This is a genomic window from Umezawaea beigongshangensis, assembly GCF_016464305.1.
In the GTDB taxonomy this organism is placed as follows: Bacteria; Actinomycetota; Actinomycetes; order Mycobacteriales; family Pseudonocardiaceae; genus Umezawaea_A; species Umezawaea_A beigongshangensis.
In genome coordinates this window covers 255,128-276,170 of record NZ_JAEIOJ010000001.1, presented here as the reverse complement: position 1 = coordinate 276,170, position 21,043 = coordinate 255,128, and the positions used below count along the sequence as shown (strand labels likewise).

General features: G+C 72.6%; 20 protein-coding genes. All 20 read left to right on the top strand.

Annotated features, from left to right (window positions below):
• Positions 1-195 precede the first annotated feature (195 nt).
• The 20 genes from mraZ (at position 196) to IMZ35_RS01180 (ending at position 20,999) form a co-directional block, all read left to right on the top strand.
• Positions 196-627 (top strand): division/cell wall cluster transcriptional repressor MraZ, encoded by a 432-nt coding sequence (gene mraZ / locus IMZ35_RS01275; RefSeq protein ID WP_199438989.1) that lies wholly within the window; start codon positions 196-198, stop codon positions 625-627.
• Between the two features lie 210 nt (positions 628-837).
• Positions 838-1,794, top strand: coding sequence for a 16S rRNA (cytosine(1402)-N(4))-methyltransferase RsmH (gene rsmH / locus IMZ35_RS01270; RefSeq protein WP_199438988.1), 957 nt, complete (start codon positions 838-840; stop codon positions 1,792-1,794).
• Positions 1,791-2,420 (top strand): cell division protein FtsL, encoded by a 630-nt coding sequence (ftsL, locus tag IMZ35_RS01265; RefSeq protein WP_199438987.1) that lies wholly within the window; start codon positions 1,791-1,793, stop codon positions 2,418-2,420. Before rsmH ends, ftsL begins: the two co-directional genes overlap by 4 nt.
• Positions 2,420-4,327: a peptidoglycan D,D-transpeptidase FtsI family protein gene (locus IMZ35_RS01260; RefSeq protein WP_199438986.1), complete on the top strand. Its 1,908-nt coding sequence runs from the start codon at positions 2,420-2,422 to the stop codon at positions 4,325-4,327. Before ftsL ends, IMZ35_RS01260 begins: the two co-directional genes overlap by 1 nt.
• Positions 4,328-4,553: 226 nt before the next feature.
• Positions 4,554-6,095, top strand: coding sequence for a UDP-N-acetylmuramoyl-L-alanyl-D-glutamate--2,6-diaminopimelate ligase (locus IMZ35_RS01255; protein WP_199438985.1), 1,542 nt, complete (start codon positions 4,554-4,556; stop codon positions 6,093-6,095).
• Positions 6,092-7,567 carry a UDP-N-acetylmuramoyl-tripeptide--D-alanyl-D-alanine ligase gene (locus IMZ35_RS01250; RefSeq protein WP_199438984.1) on the top strand — a complete coding sequence of 492 codons (1,476 nt, stop codon included), beginning with the start codon at positions 6,092-6,094 and terminating at the stop codon, positions 7,565-7,567. The genes IMZ35_RS01255 and IMZ35_RS01250 overlap by 4 nt, the downstream gene beginning before the upstream one ends.
• The gene (gene mraY / locus IMZ35_RS01245; RefSeq protein WP_199438983.1) at positions 7,564-8,652 is read left to right on the top strand and encodes a phospho-N-acetylmuramoyl-pentapeptide-transferase; all 1,089 of its coding nucleotides are present in this window, start codon (positions 7,564-7,566) and stop codon (positions 8,650-8,652) included. Before IMZ35_RS01250 ends, mraY begins: the two co-directional genes overlap by 4 nt.
• A gap of 2 nt (positions 8,653-8,654) precedes the next feature.
• Positions 8,655-10,049, top strand: a complete 1,395-nt coding sequence (gene murD, locus IMZ35_RS01240) for a UDP-N-acetylmuramoyl-L-alanine--D-glutamate ligase (RefSeq protein WP_199438982.1) — start codon at positions 8,655-8,657, stop codon at positions 10,047-10,049.
• Entirely contained in the window at positions 10,046-11,527 is a 1,482-nt protein-coding gene (ftsW, locus tag IMZ35_RS01235) for a putative lipid II flippase FtsW (protein ID WP_199438981.1), read from the top strand. The genes murD and ftsW overlap by 4 nt, the downstream gene beginning before the upstream one ends.
• Positions 11,528-11,577: 50 nt before the next feature.
• On the top strand, positions 11,578-12,690 hold the full coding sequence (murG, locus tag IMZ35_RS01230) for an undecaprenyldiphospho-muramoylpentapeptide beta-N-acetylglucosaminyltransferase (protein ID WP_307867637.1): 1,113 nt from the start codon (positions 11,578-11,580) through the stop codon (positions 12,688-12,690).
• Complete coding sequence (gene murC, locus IMZ35_RS01225; RefSeq protein ID WP_199438980.1) at positions 12,687-14,105, top strand: UDP-N-acetylmuramate--L-alanine ligase; 1,419 nt, start codon at positions 12,687-12,689, stop codon at positions 14,103-14,105. The genes murG and murC overlap by 4 nt, the downstream gene beginning before the upstream one ends.
• Positions 14,102-14,875, top strand: coding sequence for a cell division protein FtsQ/DivIB (locus IMZ35_RS01220; protein ID WP_199438979.1), 774 nt, complete (start codon positions 14,102-14,104; stop codon positions 14,873-14,875). The genes murC and IMZ35_RS01220 overlap by 4 nt, the downstream gene beginning before the upstream one ends.
• 13 nt (positions 14,876-14,888) lie before the next feature.
• Complete coding sequence (locus IMZ35_RS01215) at positions 14,889-15,653, top strand: mycothiol transferase (RefSeq protein WP_307867636.1); 765 nt, start codon at positions 14,889-14,891, stop codon at positions 15,651-15,653.
• Positions 15,650-16,966: a cell division protein FtsZ gene (ftsZ, locus tag IMZ35_RS01210; RefSeq protein ID WP_199438977.1), complete on the top strand. Its 1,317-nt coding sequence runs from the start codon at positions 15,650-15,652 to the stop codon at positions 16,964-16,966. Before IMZ35_RS01215 ends, ftsZ begins: the two co-directional genes overlap by 4 nt.
• A 130-nt stretch (positions 16,967-17,096) precedes the next feature.
• A complete protein-coding gene (gene pgeF / locus IMZ35_RS01205) occupies positions 17,097-17,801 on the top strand; it encodes a peptidoglycan editing factor PgeF (protein ID WP_199439572.1) in 705 nt (234 codons plus the stop codon).
• Positions 17,798-18,523 carry a YggS family pyridoxal phosphate-dependent enzyme gene (locus tag IMZ35_RS01200; RefSeq protein ID WP_199438976.1) on the top strand — a complete coding sequence of 242 codons (726 nt, stop codon included), beginning with the start codon at positions 17,798-17,800 and terminating at the stop codon, positions 18,521-18,523. Before pgeF ends, IMZ35_RS01200 begins: the two co-directional genes overlap by 4 nt.
• A gap of 64 nt (positions 18,524-18,587) precedes the next feature.
• Positions 18,588-19,226 carry a cell division protein SepF gene (locus IMZ35_RS01195; protein ID WP_199438975.1) on the top strand — a complete coding sequence of 213 codons (639 nt, stop codon included), beginning with the start codon at positions 18,588-18,590 and terminating at the stop codon, positions 19,224-19,226.
• 19 nt (positions 19,227-19,245) lie between these two features.
• The gene (locus tag IMZ35_RS01190) at positions 19,246-19,530 is read left to right on the top strand and encodes a YggT family protein (protein WP_199438974.1); all 285 of its coding nucleotides are present in this window, start codon (positions 19,246-19,248) and stop codon (positions 19,528-19,530) included.
• A gap of 47 nt (positions 19,531-19,577) precedes the next feature.
• Entirely contained in the window at positions 19,578-20,405 is an 828-nt protein-coding gene (wag31, locus tag IMZ35_RS01185; protein WP_199438973.1) for a DivIVA-like cell division protein Wag31, read from the top strand.
• Between the two features lie 54 nt (positions 20,406-20,459).
• The gene (locus tag IMZ35_RS01180) at positions 20,460-20,999 is read left to right on the top strand and encodes a hypothetical protein (protein WP_199438972.1); all 540 of its coding nucleotides are present in this window, start codon (positions 20,460-20,462) and stop codon (positions 20,997-20,999) included.
• Positions 21,000-21,043 lie beyond the last annotated feature (44 nt).

Below are 21,043 nucleotides of genomic sequence, written 5' to 3'. Positions count from 1 at the left end.
TGCGGACGTCGTTCTTCCCCCACCACGCAACCGTGTTACGAGAGGGCCTCTGAACAGCAAATATGCCGCAGTAGGCATCAAGAAAACAGCCGTTTCAGCGTTGACTGTGGAGAAAAGTGGGGTACTGTGGCGGCCGGTGGGGCAGACGGGGGCTCCACTACCGGTCCCCAAGGGTCGGTGGGGAGGTGGGAGCCGATGTTCCTCGGTACGCACCACCCCAAGCTGGACGACAAGGGCCGCATCACGCTGCCTGCGAAGTTCCGGGACGCGCTGGCGGGGGGTCTCATGGTCACCAAGGGCCAGGACCACTGCCTCTACGTGTTCCCGCGAGCCGAGTTCGAGCAGATGGCGCGGAAGGTCGCGGAGGCTCCGTTCACGAACGAGGCCGTTCGCGCCTACCAGCGGTACCTGTTCGCGGGCACCGACGAGCAGCGTCCGGACGGACAGGGCCGCGTCACGGTCGCGCCGGAGTTGCGGCGCTACGCGGGCCTGGTCAAGGACTGCGTGGTCATCGGTGCGATCAGCCGGTTGGAGATCTGGGACGCCCAGGCGTGGCAGCGCTACCTCGACGAGCACGAGGAGAGCTATGCCGAGGCGGCTGAGGAGGTCCTGCCGGGAGTCTTCTAGAGAGATCGGCCGCGACCACGCAGCGCGACTCGGGTGCCGTGAGGCCTCGGTCCGCTCGGCTATCGGCCCTGGCGCACCTTCCCCGGCGCCAGGTCCGACGGGCGGGCGGGGACCTGACGACATCCGACCCCGGACGGGGTCCGGGCGCCTGTGCACCGGTGGTGTTCCGACGTGGGAGAGGTGGTGAGTGCGAGAGAGTGAGGGGCCGTCATGGCGGAACGACCGCGGCACGTACCGGTGCTGCTCGACCGCGTCCTCGGCCTGTTCGCTCCCGCGCTCACCGGCCGTCCGGCCGTCCTCGTCGACACCACCCTCGGTCTCGGTGGTCACTCCGAGGCGCTGCTGAAGGCCCACCCCGAGCTGACGGTCGTCGGTCTCGACCGCGACCCGCAGGCCATCGCGCTCGCCGGTGAGCGGCTCGCGCCCTTCGGCGACCGGGTGAAGCTCGTCAACGTCACCTACGACCGCATCCGCGACGCGCTGGCCGGACTCGGTCTGAAGCGGGTCGACGGCGTCCTGATGGACCTGGGCGTCTCGTCCCTGCAACTCGACGCCGAGGAGCGCGGCTTCGCCTACTCGCGGGACTCCCCGCTGGACATGCGGATGAGCGTCGGCACCGGTCCCACGGCCGCCGACGTGCTCAACTCCTACTCCGTCGGCGACCTCGCGCGCGTGCTGCGCGACTACGGCGAGGAGCGGTTCGCGAAGAAGATCGCCGGAGCCGTCGTGCGGGAGCGCGAACGGGAGCCCTTCACGAACAGCGGCCGTCTCGTCGAGCTGCTGTACTCCACGGTCCCCGCCGCGACCAGGCGCACCGGCGGTCATCCCGCCAAGCGCACCTTCCAGGCTCTGCGCATCGAGGTCAACGCCGAACTGGAGTCGCTGCGGCTGGCGCTGCCCGCCGCCATCGCGAGTCTGGCGATGGGCGGCCGGATCGTCGTGGAGTCCTACCAGTCGCTGGAGGACCGCATGGTCAAGCGCGCGCTCGTCGAGCTGGCCACGTCGAGGACACCGCAGGGCCTGCCGGTGGAGCTGCCGGGGCACGGCCCGGAGTTGAAGCTCGTCACCAGGGGCGCGGAGGTGGCGAACGAGCAGGAGATCGAGGAGAACCCGCGAGCCGCTCCGGTGCGGCTGCGGGCGGCGGAGAGGATCGGGGAGGCGTCATGACGGCACCCGCACGCGTGGGCGATCCGTCGTCCACCCCCGCCAGGAGGTCCTCGTCCAGGGAGCGTTCGCTCAAGGCCGTCCCCGAGGGCACCTCACGCGCCACCGGTGCGCCGCGCACCAGGTCGGCCGCGGCGGAGCGCGCCCACGCCCGCAGGGCGCAGCGCGCGCAGGACCTGCGCGGCAACCGCGCTCCGGCGCGTCAGCCGTCGACCGCGTCCAGGGCGCCGTTCGTCGTCATGGTCATGGCCGTGCTCGGCGTGGGCCTGGCCAGCATCATGTGGCTGTCCACGTCGGCCGCCACCGACTCCTACGAGCTGGAGAAGGCGCGCGCCCAGGCCACGGAGCTGGCCCGGCGGGTCGAGCAGCTGAAGCAGGACGTGGCGTACATGGAGTCGCCCACGATGCTGGGCGAGCAGGCCGAGCGGCTGGGCATGGTCCAGCCGGACGACCCGGCTCGGCTCAAGCAGAACCCGGACGGTTCGGTGGAGGAGTTCGGCACGCCGGCACCCGCCGCTCCGCCGCCGCCCTCCGCCTCCCCGGCGCAGCGCGACCAGGACCAGCAGGACGCCCAGCGGCAGGCCGGTGGGTCCGCGGACCAGCAGCAGTCGGTGCCAGGAGAGCGGTGATGGCGGGGTCGAGCCGCGGTGGCCGCCCGTCGTCCCGCCGCCCGTTGTCCGTGCAGCGGGGGCGTCCGGCGGCGAAGCGGCGCGGTGCGAACAACCGTCTCCGCCTGCTCGTCGGGCGGGTGCTGCTGATCGGCGCGCTCGTCCTGGCCGGCGGCAAGCTCGTGCAGGTGCAGGGCTTCCAGGCGGAGGCCCTGTCGCGCCAGGCCGAGCAGCAGCGCGCCACGCCGGTGGAGATCCCCGCGGAGCGCGGCGCGATCCTGGACCGCAACGGCAACCAGCTCGCGTTCAGCGTCGAGGCGCGCTCGCTGGCCGTGCTGCCGCAGAAGGCCGCCCAGGACTGGGCGACGCGACTCGCCGCCGAACCGAACATCGGCAGCTACGAGGACCACCTGGAGGAGCTGGCGGCCTTCGTGCACCAGACCCTCGGCGACGAGGTGCGCGGGCAGAGGACCGACGAGCGGACGATCCTCGACACGATCTCGCGGGACACGTCGTACGTGAAGGTCGTCGACGACGTCGACCCGGCGAAGGCCGCGGCGATCGTCGAGGAGTTCCCCGAGGTCATCTCCGAGTACCGGGCCGTCCGGGTCTACCCCAACGGCCCGCTCGCGTCGAACATCATCGGCGCGGCGAACTGGCGCGAGGACCAGACGCCCGCGTCGATCGGCGGGCTGACCGGGCTGGAGAACTCGGAGAACAACGTCCTCGCCGGACGCTCGGGCAAGAAGATCGTCGACACCGTGCAGGGCGACGACGTCGTCATCCCCGGTCCCGGCCGGGAGCGGGAGGTCGCCGCCGCGGTGCCGGGCAAGAGCATCGAGCTGACCATCGACGTCGACACGCAGCACGAGCTCCAGAAGATGATCACCGACTACACGGCCAAGAGCGGTGCGAAGAGCGGGTCGGCCGTCGTGCTGGACAGCTCCACCGGCGAGATCGTCGCGATGGTCAACGACAGGGTGTACGACCCGACCGACATCGGCTCCGCGAAGCCGGAGGACCTGCGCAACGCGGCCGTGACGGACGTGTTCGAGCCCGGATCGGTGAACAAGATCATCACGGCGGCCGCCGCGATCGAGCACGGCTACTACGAGCCCGAGACGGAACTCCAGGTCCCCGGCAGCACGCAGGTCGCCGACCGGGTCGTGCGCGACGCGTGGCCGCACGACACGACGACGATGACGTTCACCGGTGTCTTCGCCAAGTCCTCCAACGTCGGCACGCTGATGGCGGCGGAGAAGGTCGGCGAGGACGCCTACGCCGACCTGCTGACGAAGTTCGGTCTCGGCGTGCGCGGCGACTCCGGGCTGCCGGGCGAGGAGTCCGGCTACGTCCCGCCGCGCAACCAGTGGTCCGGCAGCACGTTCGGCAACCTGCCCATCGGCCAGGGGCTGAGCATGACCCTGCTCCAGATGGCCGGGATCTACCAGGCCATCGCCAACGACGGCGAGCGCGTCCCGCCGCGCGTCGTCCGCGCGCAGATCGACGACGACGGCACCCGCACGGAGGCGAAGCGCCCGGACGGCGTGCGGGTGGTCAGCCCGGAGACGGCCGCCACGGTGCGGGACGTGTTCCGCGCCGTGGTGCAGGACGCGCCGGGCCAGTCCGGCACCGGCAAGGCCGCCGCGCTGCCCGGCTACCAGATCGCGGGCAAGACCGGTACGGCGCAGCAGATCGACGAGACCTGCGCCTGCTACAGCAACTCCGAGTACTGGATCACGTTCGCGGGCATCCTCCCGGCGGACGATCCGCGCTTCGTGGTCGCGATCATGCTCGACGCGCCGACCGGCACGCCGTACAGCGGATCGGCCGCCCCGCTGTTCCACGACATCGCGTCCTACCTGACGCAGCGCTACCAGATCCCGATGTCGGCCGAGCAGTCGCCGGTGGTCACGCTCACCCGCTGAACCGGGTGACGCGCGGGCGCGCAAACGTTGGCGCGCACGGAAACGCACGTGCGCGAGTGGCGTGCGTCGCACGGAGAATCCACTGTGGAGTCCGTGGTGCTCGCACGCCCCACTCACCGTGCTCGAACGCCCGTTCCGCGGGAAGGAGAAGGCGATCTCCGCTGATCATGGGGAAAAGGGCCACGCGACCTCCGGGCACTCTGCGTGCGCCGGTAGCCTTCCGCGCGTGCCTGCCAAGCTAGAGGGCAAGGTCGCGACCGCCCCGCCTCGCCCTTCCCACACCAAGCCCGTTGCCGTTGCCGAGCTCGCCTCGCTGGTCGACGCGCACCTGACCGCACCCGGTCACGCCCACGTGGCGGTGACCGGGGTGACCCTGCGCGCCCAGCACGTCGTGGCCGGCGACCTGTTCGCCGCGCTGCCGGGAGCACGGGTGCACGGCGTCGAGTTCGTCGACGCCGCACTGGAGTCAGGTGCCGTCGCCGTCCTCACCGACCCAGCGGGCGCCCGGTCCCCGTCCCTGCTCGACACCGACGTGCCCGTCCTCGTCCACGACGACCCCCGCCGGGTGCTGGGCGCGCTCGCGTCCCGCGTCCACGGGAACCCCTCCGCCGCGGTCGGCGTGTGGGGCGTCACCGGCACGTCCGGCAAGACCACCACCAGCTACATGATCGAGTCCGCCCTGCGCGCCGCTGGCCGGCGGACCGGCCTGATCGGCACGGTGGAGACCCGGATCGCCGGCGAGCGCCTCGACAGCGCGTTCACCACGCCGGAGGCGCCCGACCTCCAGGCCCTGCTCGCCGTCATGGCGGAGCGCGGCGTCACCGACGTCGTGATGGAGGTCTCCAGCCACGCGCTGGAACTGGGCCGCGTCGGCGCGGTGGAGTTCGCGCTCGCCGCGTTCACCAACCTCTCCCAGGACCACCTCGACTTCCACCCGACGATGGAGGACTACTTCCGGGCGAAGGCCGCGCTGTTCGACGGGCGCGCGCGCACGGAGGTCGTCTGCGTCGACGGCGAGTGGGGCCGCCGCCTGGTGAAGCCGGGCACCACCACCGTCTCGACCACCGGCGACGCCACGTGGAGGGCCACCGGCGCGACGGTGTCCGCGACGGGCGAGCAGACCTTCACCGCGCACGGGCCGGACGGCCTGCGGCTGCCGGTGCGGATCAGCCTGCCCGGCTCGTTCAACGTCGCCAACGCGCTGCTCGCGATCGGCGCGCTGCACACCCGCGGCGTCGCGCCGGAGGCGATCACCGAGGGCCTCGCCGCGGTGCAGGTGCCCGGCCGGATGCAGCGCGTGGACGAGGGTCAGGACTTCACCGCCGTCGTCGACTACTCGCACAAGCCCGCCGCCGTGGCGCTCGCGCTGGACGCCGTCCGCGCGCGCAGCGAGGGCCGGGTGATCGTGGTCCTCGGCTGCGGTGGCGACCGCGACACCGGCAAGCGCCCGCTCATGGGCGAGGAGGCGACCCGTCGCAGCGACCTGCTGGTCGTCACCGACGACAACCCCCGCAGCGAGGACCCGGCGGCGATCCGCGCCGCGATGCTCGCCGGCGCCCTCGCGGTGCCGGACGACGAGCGCGGCGAGGTCGTCGAGATCGGGGACAGGGGTCGCGCGATCCGCCACGCCGTGGCGCAGGCGCAACCGGGCGACGTCGTCGTCGTCGCGGGCAAGGGACACGAAACCGGCCAGGAGGTCGCAGGAGTGATTCACCCGTTCTCCGACAGCGACGAGCTGTCCGCCGCGATCAAGGCGGCCACCAGGTGATCGCCCTGACGCTCGCCGAGATCGCAGAGATCGTCGGCGGCAGGCTGCACGCGACCGACGGCACGCCGGTGGTCACCGGCTCCGTCGAGTTCGACACCAGGAAGGTCACCGGGGGCGGCCTGTTCGTCGCGCTCCCCGGTGAGCGCGTCGACGGGCACGACTTCGCCGCGGCGGCCGTCGCGGCCGGCGCCGTCGGCGTCCTCGCCGCGCGCGAGGTGGACGGTCCCGCCGTGATCGTCCCGCCGGTGTCGCAGGCGCACACCAGGTCCGTCGCGCTGCTCGGCGACCGCGACGGCTCCGGGGCGGCGGTGCTGGCCGCGCTGGCCTCGCTCGCCCGGCACGTCGTCGACGAGCTCTCCACCTCGGGGAACCTGACGGTCGTCGGCATCACCGGTTCCTCGGGCAAGACCTCGACCAAGGACCTCGTCGCCCAGCTGCTGGAGCAGCTCGGGCAGACGGTGGCGCCGCCCGGCTCGTTCAACAGCGAGCTCGGCCACCCGTGGACGGCGCTGCGCGCCGGTGCCGACACCCGGCACCTCGTGCTGGAGCTGTCCGCGCGCGGTCCCGGCCACATCGCCGCGCTGTGCCGCACGGCTCCGCCGCGCATCGGCGTGGTGCTGAACGTCGGCAGCGCCCACCTCGGCGAGTTCGGCTCGCGCGAGGCGGTCGCCCTGACCAAGGGCGAGCTGGTCGAGGAGCTGCCCAGCGCCGACGAGGGCGGTGTCGCCGTGCTCAACGCCGACGACGCCCTCGTCGCCGCGATGGCGTCGCGCACCCGCGCCCGCGTCGTGCTGGTGGGTCAGTCGGCGTCGGCGCAGGTGCGCGCGGAGGACGTGCGGCTGGACGAGCAGGCGAGGGCGCACTTCACCCTCGTCACGCCGTCGGGCAGCGCGCAGGTCGCGCTGGGTCTGCACGGTGCGCACCACGTGGGCAACGCCCTGTCCGCCGCCGCGGTCGCGCTGGAGGTCGGCGCGACCCCGGAGCAGGTCGCGGAGTGGCTCTCGCGGGCGCAGCGCCGCTCCGAGCGCCGCATGGAGGTCACCACGCGCGCCGACGGCGTGACGGTGGTCAACGACTCCTTCAACGCGAACCCGGAGTCGATGAACGCCGCGCTGAAGACGCTCGCCACCATGGCCCGTGCCGGGAACCCGCGCAGGCGCGCGTGGGCGGTGCTGGGGCCGATGGGCGAGCTGGGGGACGACAGCGTCGCCGCGCACGACGAGGTCGGGCGCTTGGCGGTCCGCTTGGACATCAGTCGTTTGGTTGTGGTCGGCGAGCAGGCGAGGCCGATGCACCAGGGAGCGAGCCTGGAGGGCTCGTGGGGAGAGGAGTCGGTGCTGGTGCCGGACGTCGATGCGGCGATCGCGCTGCTGCGCGAGGAGCTGCGGGGAGATGACGTGGTGCTGGTGAAGGCGTCGAAGTTCGCCGCGCTGTGGCGCGTCGCCGACGCCCTGCTGGAGGGTGACGCGTGAAGAGCATCCTGATCGCGGCCGCCGTCGCGCTGGTCGTGTCGATCATGTTCACCCCCTATCTGATCAAGATCTTCTCCAGGCAGGGCTTCGGCCAGGAGATCCGCGAGGAGGGCCCGCAGAGCCACAAGACCAAGCGCGGCACGCCGACCATGGGCGGCGTCGCCATCCTGGTCGCGATGTGGGCGGGCTACCTCGTCACGCACCTGGTGAACTCGATGTCGGCCTCGGCGTCGGAGCAGACGCCCACCGCGTCGGGCCTGCTGGTGCTGCTGCTGACCACCTCGCTCGGCGTGGTCGGCTTCCTCGACGACTTCATCAAGATCCGCAAGCAGCGCAACCTGGGCCTGAACAAGACGGCCAAGCTCGTCGGCCAGTTCATCGCGACGATCGTCTTCGCGGTCCTGGTGATGCGCTTCCCGAACGAGCGGGGCCTCACCCCGGCGTCGGTGAACCTGTCGTTCATCCGCGACATCGCCGTGGTGTCCTTCGGCGTCGTCGGCTTCGTGGTGTTCTGCTACGCCGCCGTCAGCGCCTGGTCCAACGCGGTGAACCTGACCGACGGCCTGGACGGTCTCGCCGGCGGTTCGTCGGCGATGGTGTTCGGCACCTACGTGGTGATCTCGTTCTGGCAGTTCCGCTGGAACTGCGAGACCAACATCAGCGCCGGGTGCTACGACGTGCGCGACCCGCTGGACCTGGCGGTGATCGCCGCCGCGGCGATGGCGGGCTGCATCGGCTTCCTGTGGTGGAACGCCGCGCCCGCGAAGATCTTCATGGGCGACACCGGCTCGCTGGCGCTCGGCGGTCTGGTGGCCGGTCTGGCCATCACCACCCGCACCGAGCTGCTGATGGTCGTCATCGGCGGTCTGTTCGTCGTCGAGGCGCTGTCGGTGGTCCTCCAGGTCGCGGTGTTCCGCACCTCTCGCCGCCGCATGTTCCGCATGGCGCCGTTCCACCACCACTTCGAGCTGTCCGGGTGGGCGGAGACCACGGTCATCATCCGGTTCTGGCTGCTCGCCGGGATCTGCTGCATGTTCGGTCTCGGCCTGTTCTACAGCGAGTGGCTCGACGCGGCCGGGTCCTGACGATGAGCGGGCAGACGCACCTCGCCGGCCGCCACGTGCTGGTGGCCGGCGCCGGGGTCACCGGCGGGTCGGCGGCGGAAGCGCTGCTGGCCGCCGGTGCCCTGGTCACGGTCACCGACGGGTCGGCTGAGCGGTTGCGCGAGCTGGAGTCGCGGCTCGGCGAGGTCCGGCTCGCGCCGGGGCTCGCCGAGCCCCCGGCCGGTACCGACCTCGTCGTCACCAGCCCCGGCTGGCGTCCGGACAACCCGCTGCTCGCCGCCTCCGCCGCGGCGGGCGTCGAGGTGATCGGGGACGTCGAGCTCGCCTGGCGCCTGAGCGCCGAGCTGGCCGACCCGCCGGAGTGGCTCGCCGTCACCGGCACCAACGGCAAGACCACCACCGTGGGGATGCTGGAGTCGATCCTGCGCGCGGCCGGCGCCTCCGCCGTGGCGTGCGGCAACGTGGGTCTGCCCGTGGTCGACGCGCTGCTGGCCGGGCACCGGGTGCTGGCCGTCGAGCTGTCCAGCTTCCAGCTGCACTGGGCGCCGTCGGTGCGTCCGCGCGCCGGTGCGCTGCTGAACCTGGCCGAGGACCACCTCGACTGGCACGGCGGCATGAAGGCGTACGCGCAGGCCAAGGCGCAGGTGCTCGACGGCGACGTGGCGATCGGCAACGCCGACGACGACCTCGTCGCGGAGCTGCTGGCCGGTGCGCGGGCGCCGCTGCGGGTGAGCTTCACCCTCGGCGAGCCGGCGCGGGGACAGCTCGGCGTGTCCGGCGGGGTGCTGCTGGACCGCGCGTTCGGCGGTGCGGACGGCGAGGTGCTGATCGAGGCCGACCGGGTCCGTCCCGGCGGCCCGACCGGCATCGCCGACGCGCTCGCCGCTGCGGCGCTCGCCCGCGCTCGCGGCGTGTCCGCGAGCGCCGTCCGCGAGGGGCTGGAGACGTTCGTGCCGGGCGCGCACCGCTCGGTCGTGGTCGCGGAGTCCGGCGGCGTGCGCTGGATCGACGACTCCAAGGCCACCAACCCGCACGCCGCTGCGGCCTCGCTGCGCGCCCACGACTCCGCGGTGTGGCTCGCGGGCGGCCTGCTCAAGGGCGCGTCGGTCGACGAGCTGGTGGCCGAGGTGGCGCACCGGCTGCGCGGCGTGGTGCTCTTCGGCCGCGATCGGGACGTGATCGCCGCAGCGCTCGCGCGACACGCGCCGGATGTCCCCGTTCGAGTGGTTGACGCGGGAGACGATGCAGCCATGACGGCAGCTGTGCGCGCGGCGGGCGCGATGGCGCGATCGGGCGATGCGGTGCTGCTCGCACCCGCCGCCGCGTCGATGGACATGTTCAGCGACTACGCCCACCGGGGCCGCGCGTTCGCGGAGGCGGTGCGGGACCTGCTCGGAGCGGATCGGGCGGACACGTGACGGTGGTGGACCGCCCGCGCCGGGAGCGGCGCGCGAAGGGCAGGAGGGTCGTGGTGACGCGCGGTTCGCTGACCGCCTGGCTCTCCCGCCCGCTGGCGGACTTCCACCTCGTCCTCGCCGTCTTCGGCCTGCTCACGGCGATCGGCCTGGTGATGGTGCTCTCCGCCTCGGCGGCGGGCGAGGTCGGTCAGGAGAAGTCCGCCTACTCGGTCTTCCAGAAGCAGCTGATCTTCGTCGTGCTCGGCGCGGTGGCCTTCTGGATCGTGCTGCGCCTGCCGCTGCGCAAGTTCCGCGAGTTCAGCGCCCCGGCGATGCTGGTCTCCGTGCTGCTGCTGGTGCTGGTGCTCACCCCGATCGGCACCACCGCCGGCGGCGCGCAGGGCTGGTTCACCGTCGGCCCGCTGTCGTTCCAGCCCATCGAGCCCGCGAAGCTCGCGCTCGCGCTGTGGGGAGCGCACGTGCTGGTGACCAAGCGCGCCCTGCTCGACCAGTACCGGCACCTGCTCGTACCGGTCGTGCCCGTGGCGCTGGGCCTGTTCGCGCTCGTCATGCTCCAACCCGACCTGGGCGGCACGATCACCCTCGGCGTCGTCCTGCTCAGCATGCTGTGGTTCGTCGGCGCGCCGATGCGGATCTTCGCCCTGATCCTCGTCGGCGCGGTGGCCGGGGCCACGATCCTCGCCGTCACCGCCCCGTACCGGCTCGACCGCGTGGCGGTGTTCCTCGACCCCGACCTCGACCCGAACGGCGACGGGATGCAGATCCGCCAGGCGCGGTTCGCCCTCGCCGAGGGCGGCATCTTCGGCAAGGGGCTCGGGCAGGCCAGCTCCAAGTGGGACTACCTGCCCAACGTGCACAGCGACTTCATCTTCGCCGTCGTCGGCGAGGAGCTGGGCTTCATCGGCTGCGGCGTCGTGCTCGGCCTGTTCGGGCTGCTCGCGTTCGTCGGCCTGCGGATCGCCGCGCGCAACACCGACCCGTGGATCCGCATGGTCGCCGCGACGCTGACGGTCTGGATCGTCGCGCAGGCCGCCATCAACATCGGCTACGTCGTGGAGCTGCTGCCCGTCACCGGCATCACCCTGCCGATGATCTCCTCCGGCGGCACGTCCGTCGTCACCACCATGATCGTGTTCGGCATCCTCGCGAACTGCGCCCGGCACGAGCCGGACGCCGTCGCCGCGCTGCGCTCCATCGGCCCCGGCCGGGTCGGCGGCCTGCTGCGGCTGCCCGCGCCGGTGGCGTACCGGCCACCGGCCAGGCGCCGGGCCGGTCGCCCGTCCGCCCCGCCGCGCGCGCCGGCCAAGCGCACCCCGTCCACCGGACGGGGCGCGGCCGGTCGCGGCACCGCCCCCCAGGGCGAAGAACGCCGTGTGGCCGGTCGCTCCGCTCCGCCGTCGGAGTACCGTCGCCGCGAATCCCGCAGAGCAGCACAGGACCGGTCCGCCCGCGCACGACGAACCCGTGACGGGCGGTAGCGGGCCGGAGTGCTCGTCAGCAGAAGTTCACCGATAGAAGGAGGACCCGGGTGACCGGGCAGGACCGTGCCATCCAGCAGAGCGGACCGTGCGTGGTCGTCGCCGGAGGCGGCACCGCGGGACACATCGAGCCGGCCCTCGCCCTCGCGGACGCCGTGATGCGGCTGCGACCCGACGCGCGCGTGGTGGCGCTCGGGACCCAGCGGGGCCTGGAGACCACGCTGGTGCCCGCTCGCGGCTACCAGCTCGAACTGATCCCGCCGGTGCCCATGCCGCGCAAGCCCACCCCGGACCTGCTGAAGCTGCCGCTGAAGGTGCGCGAGTCGGTCAAGCGGACCAGGGAGGTGCTCGACCGGGTGCACGCCGACGTGGTCGTCGGCTTCGGCGGCTACGTCGCCCTCCCGGCCTACCTCGCCGCCCGCGGCCGGGTGCCGATCGTCGTGCACGAGGCCAACGCCAAGGCGGGTCTGGCCAACAAGGTGGGGGCGAAGTTCGCCGAGCGCGTCGCCGCGGCCGTGCCCGACTCGGGCCTGCCGGACGCGCAGATCATCGGCATCCCGCTGCGCCACTCCATCACGACGCTGAACCGCGCCGCGCTGCGCGCGCAGGCCCGCGCGCACTTCGGGCTGCACCCCGACGCCCCCACGCTGCTGGTCTTCGGCGGCTCGCAGGGCGCGCGGTCCATCAACAACGCCGTGTCCGGGGCCGCGAGCGCGTTCGCGCAGGCCGGTGTGGGCGTGCTGCACGCCCACGGGCCCAAGAACACGCTGGCCGTGCAGTCCGTGCCGGGAGCGCCCGCCTACGTGCCGGTGCCCTACCTGGAGCGGATGGACCTCGCCTACGCCGCCGCCGACGCGGTGCTGTGCCGCTCGGGCGCGATGACGGTGGCCGAGGTGTCCGCGGTGGGCCTGCCCGCCGTGTTCGTCCCGCTGCCCATCGGCAACGGCGAGCAGGCGCACAACGCGGCTCCCGTGGTCTCCGCCGGTGGTGGGCTGATGATCCTGGACGAGCACCTCACGACGCAGCGGGTGATCAGCGAGGTCGTGCCGCTGGTCGCGGACCGCGCGCGGTTGCAGTCCATGAGCAGGGCCACGCAGAGCTCGGGCCACCGCGAGGCCGACGAGATCCTCGCTCAGATGGTGCTGGAGGTGATCCGCAAGTGAGCGGTGTTCTGGACAGGGTCCACCTGGTGGGCATCGGCGGGGCGGGCATGAGCGGCATCGCCCGCATCCTGCTCGCCCGCGGCGGTGCGGTGTCCGGGTCCGACGCGAAGGACTCGCGCACGGTCCTCGCGCTGCGGGCGCAGGGCGCGCACGTCGCCGTGGGCCACGACGGCGCCAACCTCGACCAGGTCGACGGCGGCCCCACGGCCGTCGTGGTGTCGACGGCGATCCGCGAGGAGAACCCGGAGCTGGCCGAGGCCAGGCGCCGCGGGATCGTCGTGCTGCGCCGGGCCGAGGCGCTCGCCGCGCTGATGGACGGCCACCGGGTGGCCTGCGTGGCCGGGACGCACGGCAAGACGTCGACCACGTCGATGCTCACCGTCGCGCTCCAGCACTGCCGCGTGGACCCGTCGTTCGCCATCGGCGGCGACCTCAACGAGTCCGGAGCCAACGCCCACCAGGGCTCCGGCGGCGTGTTCGTGGCCGAGGCCGACGAGAGCGACGGCTCGTTCCTGTTCTTCAGCCCGTCGATCGCCGTGGTCACCAACGTCGAGGCCGACCACCTCGACCACCACGGCACGGTCGAGGCGTACGTCGCGGTGTTCGACAGCTTCGTGGAGCGCGTCGAGCCCGGCGGCGTGCTGATCGCCTGCGTCGACGACCCCGGTGCCGCCGCGCTCGCGCGGCGCGCGGCGGAGCGCGGCGTGCGCGTCCGTCCCTACGGCCGCACCGCGAGCGGGCCCGGCGCGGCCCGCCTGCTGGAGCACCGGCCCGACGACGGCGGCGGCCTGGCGAGCGTCGAGCTGACCGACGAGCACGGCGAGGTGGAGAAGATCGAGGTCCGCGTCGCGGTCCCCGGCGAGCACATGGCGGGCAACGCCGTCGCGGCGCTGCTGGCCGGGCTGGAGCTGGGCGCCGACCGCGCCGGGCTGCTGGAGGGCCTGGCCGCGTTCGGCGGTGTGCGCAGGCGGTTCGAGTTCCGGGGCCGCGCCGACGGCGTGCGCGTCTACGACGACTACGCCCACCACCCCACCGAGGTCGACGCGCAGCTCCGCGCGGCGCGTCCGGTGGCGGGGGAGGGCAGGCTGATCGTGGTGTTCCAGCCGCACCTGTACTCCCGCACCCGGATCTTCGCGACGGAGTTCGGCGCGGCGCTGGGCCTGGCCGACGAGGTCGTGGTGCTGGACGTCTACGGCGCGCGCGAGGACCCGGAGCCCGGCGTCACCGGCGAGCTCGTCGCCGAGGCCGTGCCCCTGCCGCCCGAGCGGGTCCACCGCGAGTCGTCGTTCGACCGCGTGCCGGAGCTCGTGGCCGGTCTCGCGCGTTCCGGCGACCTGGTGCTGACCATGGGCGCCGGTGACGTGACGATGCTCGGCCCCGAGATCGTCACCGCGTTGCAGCAGCGGGAATCGTGAGCACCCCGGTCCGCGGGCGGGGGTCGCGTCCGGCGCGCGGCCCGGCCGCGGACCGGGCCCGTGCTCGCCGTCCGGCGCGTCGTCCGAAGCGCCGCAAGCTCGACCCGGTCATCCTGCGCAGGCGGGCCGTCGCCCTGCTGTCGCTGCTGACCGTCGTCGGGCTGTTCTGCTGCGTGTGGTTCACCCCGATGATCGGGGTGCGCTCGGTGGACGTCAGCGGCGTGGAGGAGCTGTCCGCCGACGAGGTCCGCGAGGTCGCCGCGATCGAGCGGGGCACGCCCCTGGTGCGGCTCGACGTCGAGGGCGTCGCCGCGCGGGTGCGCGAACTGCCGCGGGTCAGCTCCGTGGAGGTGCAGCGGTCGTTCCCCGGCTCGGTGCTGCTCCAGGTGACCGAGCGGACGCCCGTGGGGTACGTGAGGGCCGCGGACGGGGCGCACCTGGTCGACGTGACCGGCAAGGACTACGCCGTGCTGGCCGAGGCTCCGGCCGGGATGCCGGAGCTGGTGCTGGAGAACCCCGGTCAGGACGACCCGGCCACCGTCGCGGTGGTCGGCGTGCTGACCGGTCTGCCGGAGCAGCTGCGGCCGGAGGTGATCTCCGCCACCGCGAAGACCGGCGGGGACGTCCGGCTGACCCTCGCCCTGGGCCGCGAGGTCCGCTGGGGCGACCTGACGGAGACCCCGCGCAAGGGGGCGGTGCTGATGGTCCTGCTGACCCGCGAGGGCAAGGTCTTCGACGTCTCCAGTCCCCAGCTGCCCACCGTGTCCTGAGCGAAGACCGCGCGTGCTCCGCCGGTGGACCGTCCAGACCACCCGCGCGACCGCTGCTGACCACAGGACCGGTCTCCGCGCACCGGTGCCGGGCGCACCCCGCTCCAGAGCTTCCCCGGACCACCACCGCGGCACGGTCGAGCTGAGGTGCGCGGGCCCGCCCACGGCGTCGGCCACCCGGTCGCTGCTGCCGTCTCCGCTGCTCACGGCTGCGGGCGTCGTCGAGCGACCGCGCCGGGTGGAGAACCACCGGTTCGGCGGCGTGCTCGACGGTCGCACCGACGCAGTGCCCCGTTCGGAGGAAGATCCGGACGCGGACCGGTGGATCGAGGACGGCGAGAAGATCGCCGATCTGCTGGCCGACTACGCTGCGCAGTGCGCGGTGGGTCGTGAGATCGTCACCGGGCCGGACCTCGACCACGAGGTCGGGTTCCGCGGCGACCGCACGCCATCGGTGCGCCGGGTGCTGCTGCACGTGGTCGAGGAGACCGCACGGCACGCGGGGCGCCTGGACGTCGTGCGCGAACTGCTGGACGGCGCGACCGGAGAGTGGTGGTCGCACGCCGTGCTGATAGTGCGGCGACACGCGGCGTGGCAACTGGACCAACCAGAGGACGGTGCATACCGTCCTCCACCAACAGACGGGGTTGACATAACTCTGAACCTCTGGTTGAGGGTTTCAATCCGGGTGGGACCCTCGGCGGGGTCCTCGCTGCCCGATCCGGAAGCCCACCCAGCACCACAGCACGAGCCACGATCAGGAAGGCGGATCCGATGACGCCCCCGCACAACTATCTCGCGGTGATAAAGGTCGTCGGTATCGGTGGAGGCGGCGTCAACGCCGTCAACCGCATGATCGAGGTCGGGCTCAAGGGCGTCGAGTTCATCGCGGTCAACACCGATGCCCAGGCACTGTTGATGTCCGATGCCGACGTCAAGCTCGACATCGGCCGAGAGCTCACCCGCGGCCTCGGCGCCGGCGCGAACCCCGAGGTGGGGCACAAGGCCGCCGAGGACCACCGCGAAGAGATCGAAGAAGTCCTCAAGGGCGCCGACATGGTGTTCGTGACCGCCGGCGAGGGCGGCGGCACGGGTACCGGCGGCGCTCCGGTGATCGCCTCCATCGCCCGCAAGCTCGGCGCGCTGACCATCGGTGTGGTCACGCGGCCCTTCTCCTTCGAGGGCAAGCGCCGCGCCAAGCAGGCCGAGGACGGCATCCAGGAGCTGCGCAACGAGTGCGACACGCTCATCGTGATCCCGAACGACCGGCTGCTCCAGCTCGGCGACATCGGGGTCAGCCTGATGGACGCGTTCCGCTCCGCGGACGAGGTGCTGCTGTCCGGTGTCCAGGGCATCACGGACCTCATCACCACGCCGGGTCTGATCAACCTGGACTTCGCCGACGTGAAGAGCGTCATGTCCGGTGCGGGCAGCGCCCTCATGGGCATCGGCTCGGCACGCGGTGAGGGCAGAGCGGTGCAGGCCGCGCAGAAGGCGATCAACTCGCCCCTGCTGGAGGCGTCCATGGAGGGCGCCCACGGCGTGCTGCTGTCGATCGCGGGCGGTTCCGACCTGGGGCTGTTCGAGATCAACGAGTCGGCGTCGCTGGTCCAGGAAGCGGCACACCCCGACGCGAACATCATCTTCGGAACGGTGATCGACGACTCCCTCGGCGACGAGGTCAGGGTCACGGTCATCGCCGCCGGCTTCGACAGCGGCGGTCCGACGCACAAGAAGCTGGAGCCGCAGGCGCTGCAGAGCCCGAACCGCGGCACCACGGCGTCCGGTCAGGCGGGCCAGGTCGCGCCGCCTCCTCCGCAGCAGCAGCCGCAGGTCGTGGAGGCTCCCCCCGTGCCGGCCCCGGTCCAGGCTCCGGTGGAGCAGGCGCCTCCGCGTCCGGCGACGACCGTGCCGCCGCAGCCGCTGCACCAGCAGGGCAACGGCTACCCGCCGCCGCCGAGCGTGACCCGTCCGCTGCACCAGAGCGGTCTGGCCAGCGCGAGCGGCACCCTGCCGACCAGCGGCAGGGCCGTTCCGGCTGACGACGACCCCGACGACGAGGTCGACGTTCCGCCGTTCATGCGGCGCTGATCACGTCCGACGCGCGTCGTGCGGCCCCTCCGGCTCGGCCGGAGGGGCCGCACGCGTGTTCGCGGTGGGTGGCTCACCCGCACGCGGTGCTGGAACGCCGTGTAGAACTGGCGGCGTGAGCGATCTGGCTGTGCGCGTCCGGCGAGTGGTGACCACCCGCGAGGGCGGGGTGTCCTCCCCGCCCCACGAGTCCTTCAACCTCGGCGACCACGTCGGCGACGACCCGCGTGCCGTCGCGGCCAACCGCGAGCGCCTCGCCGCCGGGATCGGCCTGTCCCCGGACCGCCTGGTGTGGATGGAGCAGGTGCACGGCCGGACCGTCGGCGTCGTCGACGGCCCCCAGGACGGGCCCGTCGAGGCCACCGACGCCCTGGTCACCGCGGAGCCCGGGCTGGCGCTGGTGGTGCTCACGGCCGACTGCGTGCCGGTGCTGCTGGGCGACGCCGCCGCGGGCGTCGTGGGCGCGGTGCACGCCGGGCGGGTCGGCGCGCGGGTGGGCGTGGTGCCCGCCGCGCTGCGCGCGATGGTCGGCGCCGGTGCCCGGCTCGACCGGATCGAGGTGCTCCTCGGGCCGTCGGTGTGCGGGAAGTGCTACGAGGTGCCCGCCGCCATGCGCGCCGACGTGGAGGCGCACCTGCCCGGCAGCGCCGCCACCAGTCGCGCGGGCAAGCCGGCCCTGGACCTGCGCGCCGGGTTGTGGGCGCAGCTCGCGGACGCCGGGGTCGGCAAGATCGGGATCGACCCGCGCTGCACGGTGGAGGAGCGCTCGCTGTTCAGCCACCGCCGGGAGGGCACGACCGGACGACTGGCCTCCGTCGTGTGGGTCGACGCGTGAGCCGGGTCGAGGAGCTGGCCGCCGCGCTGGCCGGGCTGCGCGAGCGGATCGCCGCCGCGTGCGCCGCGGCGGGACGCTCACCGGACGAGGTGTCCCTGCTCGCGGTGACCAAGACCTTCCCCGCCTCCGACGTGGCGCTGCTGTCCGACCTGGGGCTGACGGAGTTCGCGGAGAACCGCGACCAGGAGGCGGGACCCAAGGCGGCCGAGTTCGCGCGGCTGCGCCCGGACGCGGCCGCGACGTGGCACATGGTCGGTCACCTCCAGCGGAACAAGGCCCGCTCGGTCGTCCGCTGGGCGGACTCGGTGGACTCGGTCGACTCCCCGCGGCTGGCCGCGGCGCTGGCGAAGGCCGTCGCGGCCGCGCGCGCCGGGGGCGCGCGGGTCGATCCGTTGCCCGTTCTCCTCCAGGCGAGCGTCGACGGGGACCCCGCACGCGGGGGGTGCCCCCTTCCGGCGTTGTCCGAACTGGCGGATTTTGTAGCTGGATCGGGTGAACTTGTCCTTCGGGGTGTGATGGCTGTCGCTCCCAGGGAAATGCCCCCTGCCAGCGCGTTTGCCGCACTGCTGACTGCGGTAACCCGTGTGCGTGATGATCATCCCACTGCCGTTGAACTGTCAGCGGGGATGAGCGGCGACCTGGAAGATGCGATCGCGCACGGAAGCACGTGCGTGCGTGTCGGAACTGCACTGCTGGGTGGCAGGCCACTAGCCTTGCCGTAGCTGTCGACGCAGTGGGGATCGTTCGCGCCATCCCCGCAGGTGGGGAACCGGAGGAGGGCTGGGCATGAGTGGGTTCCACAAGCTGAAGGCCTACTTCGGGATGGTTCCCGCCGAGTACGCCGACGACCCCGCGTACGACGACGAGCGCGGCCGGTACCACCCCGACTACCGCGGTGAGTACGCGGCGGAGGCGGACGACTACGAGCCGTACCCGGAGCGGGGTGGGCGGCGCAAGCTGTTCGCCGGTGGCCGCTCCGAGTACCGGACGGAGCTGGACGAGTCCGACGAGTACGAGCCCGACGCGCGCACCCGCGCACGTCGCAGCTGGACCCCGGAGGCCCCGGTGCACGGGGCGCTGGCCGTCGAGCCGCAGCGCGAGCCGGTCAGCAGGCCTCGCCCGGCTCAGGAGCCGGCCGGGCACTCGCTGGGCCGGATCACCACGCTCAACCCGCGCAGCTACAACGAGGCGCGGACGATCGGAGAGCACTACCGCGACGGCACGCCGGTGATCATGAACCTGACCGAGATGGAGGACGCGGACGCCAAGCGGCTCGTGGACTTCGCGGCCGGGCTGGCCTTCGCGCTGCGCGGGTCCATCGACAAGGTGACGAACAAGGTGTTCCTTCTCTCACCTCCCAACATCGACGTGACGGCGGAGGACCGCCGGAGGCTCGCCGAGGGCGGGTTCCTCAACCACAGCTGAGAAGTGGCAGAGTTGAGTCGTGGAGCCCCTCCTGTTGATCGTCTACTACCTGATCTTCTCCTTCTCCCTGCTGCTCACGGCGCGTGTCGTCGTGGAACTCGTTCGGACGTTCGCCAGGGAGTGGCGGCCGGCCGGTGGGGTTGCAGTGACGCTGGAGACCGTCTACACAGTGACCGATCCCCCCATCCGTCTGCTTCGCCGGTTGATACCGACGGTGCGCATCGGGGGCGTCGGACTGGACCTGTCCATTATCGTGCTGTGGCTGCTCGTTATCATTTTGATGCAAGTAGCGGATCCCAGGTGACGGGGAACCGGGATGACCACAGCCCCAGGAGTGCGTGAGGTGATCTGATGCCGTTGACCCCCGCGGACGTGCACAACGTCGCGTTCAGCAAGCCGCCGATTGGCAAGCGGGGCTACAACGAGGACGAGGTGGACGCGTTCCTCGACCTGGTTGAGGGCGAACTCGCCCGCCTGATCGAGGAGAACAACGACCTGCGCCAGCAGGTCGAGCAGCTCGACCAGCAGGTCGAGACCGCGCGTGCCGACCTCGACGACGCCCGCGCGAAGGCCGCGTCCGGCCCCGTCGGCCCCAGCCGTGTCGAGGAGCCCCGTCGCCTCGCGCCGGTGCCCCCGCCGTCGGTCATGGAGCAGACGACGCCCGGTGGTGGTGGCGACCACCACGTGCAGGCGGCCAAGGTCCTGGGTCTCGCCCAGGAGATGGCCGACCGGCTCACCGGTGAGGCCAAGGCCGAGGCCGACGGCATGCTGTCGGAGGCCAGGACGAAGTCCGAGCAGTTGCTGTCCGAGGCCCGTGCCAAGACGGACACCATGGTGAACGAGGCGCGCACGCGTGCCGAGACCATGTTGAACGACGCGCGCACGAGGTCGGAGACGCTGGAGCGCCAGGCCCGCGAGAAGGCCAGTGCGCTCGACCGCGACGCCCAGCGCAAGCACGCCGAGATCATGGGCAGCATCACGCAGGAGAAGAACGCGCTGGAGAAGCAGATCGACAAGCTCCAGACGTTCGAGCGGGAGTACCGCACGCGTCTCAAGACCATGCTGGAGTCGTCCCTGCGCGATCTGCAGGACCGCGCTCCGGCCGCACCGTCCGACGGCAGTCGTGCGGGGCAGCAGACCGGTGGGTACAGCTTCGGCGCTCGCGCCGAGGCCGGCTGATCGACGGTTCGTCGCTGACGTGCGTGGCCGGTAGCTCCGGTTGGGGTGCGTGACGTGCTGCACATCGTTCTTCTGCTGGTGCTGGCGGCTCTCGGGCTGCTCGTCCCCGCGCTGACCACGGCCGACCCCACGTGGGCGTGGTCGTCGGTGGGGGCGAGCGCCGCTGCCGCCGCGGTCCTGGCGCTCGACTGGTGGTTCCGCCGCCGGTCGAGCACGGGGGATCGCGGGCGGGCCGCCGGCGCCGGTGGTCCACCTCGTCGACCCGATGAAGATCAGGTTAGCGGTGATGATCACGAGGCCGTCGCCGAGGGTGCTGTTGCGCACTCGGTCGTGTCCCGTGTCACCCCTTCGGCGGAAGAACCCGCCGAGGAGGACACCGACGCGGCCGACCTGCTGACGGTGACCGACCTGACCGACGAGGTCAGGGTGCTCGACGAGCGGCCCCGCTACCACCTCGGCACCTGCACCTGGCTGGACGCGCGGCCGACGCTGGGGCTCCCCGTGTCGGAGGCCCGGCAGCTCGGGTTCACCCCGTGCGCCGGCTGCCGTCCGGACGAGACCCTGGCGGCCCGCCACCGGGCGGCCCGCACCTGACGACACGACGAGGCCCACCCCGCGAACCCGGCGGGGTGGGCCTC

Excerpts from the sequence above, each read along its gene's own strand:
- mraZ (WP_199438989.1), top strand. The coding sequence starts at position 196 with ATGTTCCTCGGTACGCACCACCCCAAGCTGGACGACAAGGGCCGCATC.
- rsmH (WP_199438988.1), top strand. The coding sequence starts at position 838 with ATGGCGGAACGACCGCGGCACGTACCGGTGCTGCTCGACCGCGTCCTC.
- ftsL (WP_199438987.1), top strand. The coding sequence starts at position 1,791 with ATGACGGCACCCGCACGCGTGGGCGATCCGTCGTCCACCCCCGCCAGG.
- IMZ35_RS01260 (WP_199438986.1), top strand. The coding sequence starts at position 2,420 with ATGGCGGGGTCGAGCCGCGGTGGCCGCCCGTCGTCCCGCCGCCCGTTG.
- murD (WP_199438982.1), top strand. The coding sequence starts at position 8,655 with ATGAGCGGGCAGACGCACCTCGCCGGCCGCCACGTGCTGGTGGCCGGC.
- ftsZ (WP_199438977.1), top strand. The coding sequence starts at position 15,650 with ATGACGCCCCCGCACAACTATCTCGCGGTGATAAAGGTCGTCGGTATC.
- IMZ35_RS01195 (WP_199438975.1), top strand. The coding sequence starts at position 18,588 with ATGAGTGGGTTCCACAAGCTGAAGGCCTACTTCGGGATGGTTCCCGCC.
- wag31 (WP_199438973.1), top strand. The coding sequence starts at position 19,578 with ATGCCGTTGACCCCCGCGGACGTGCACAACGTCGCGTTCAGCAAGCCG.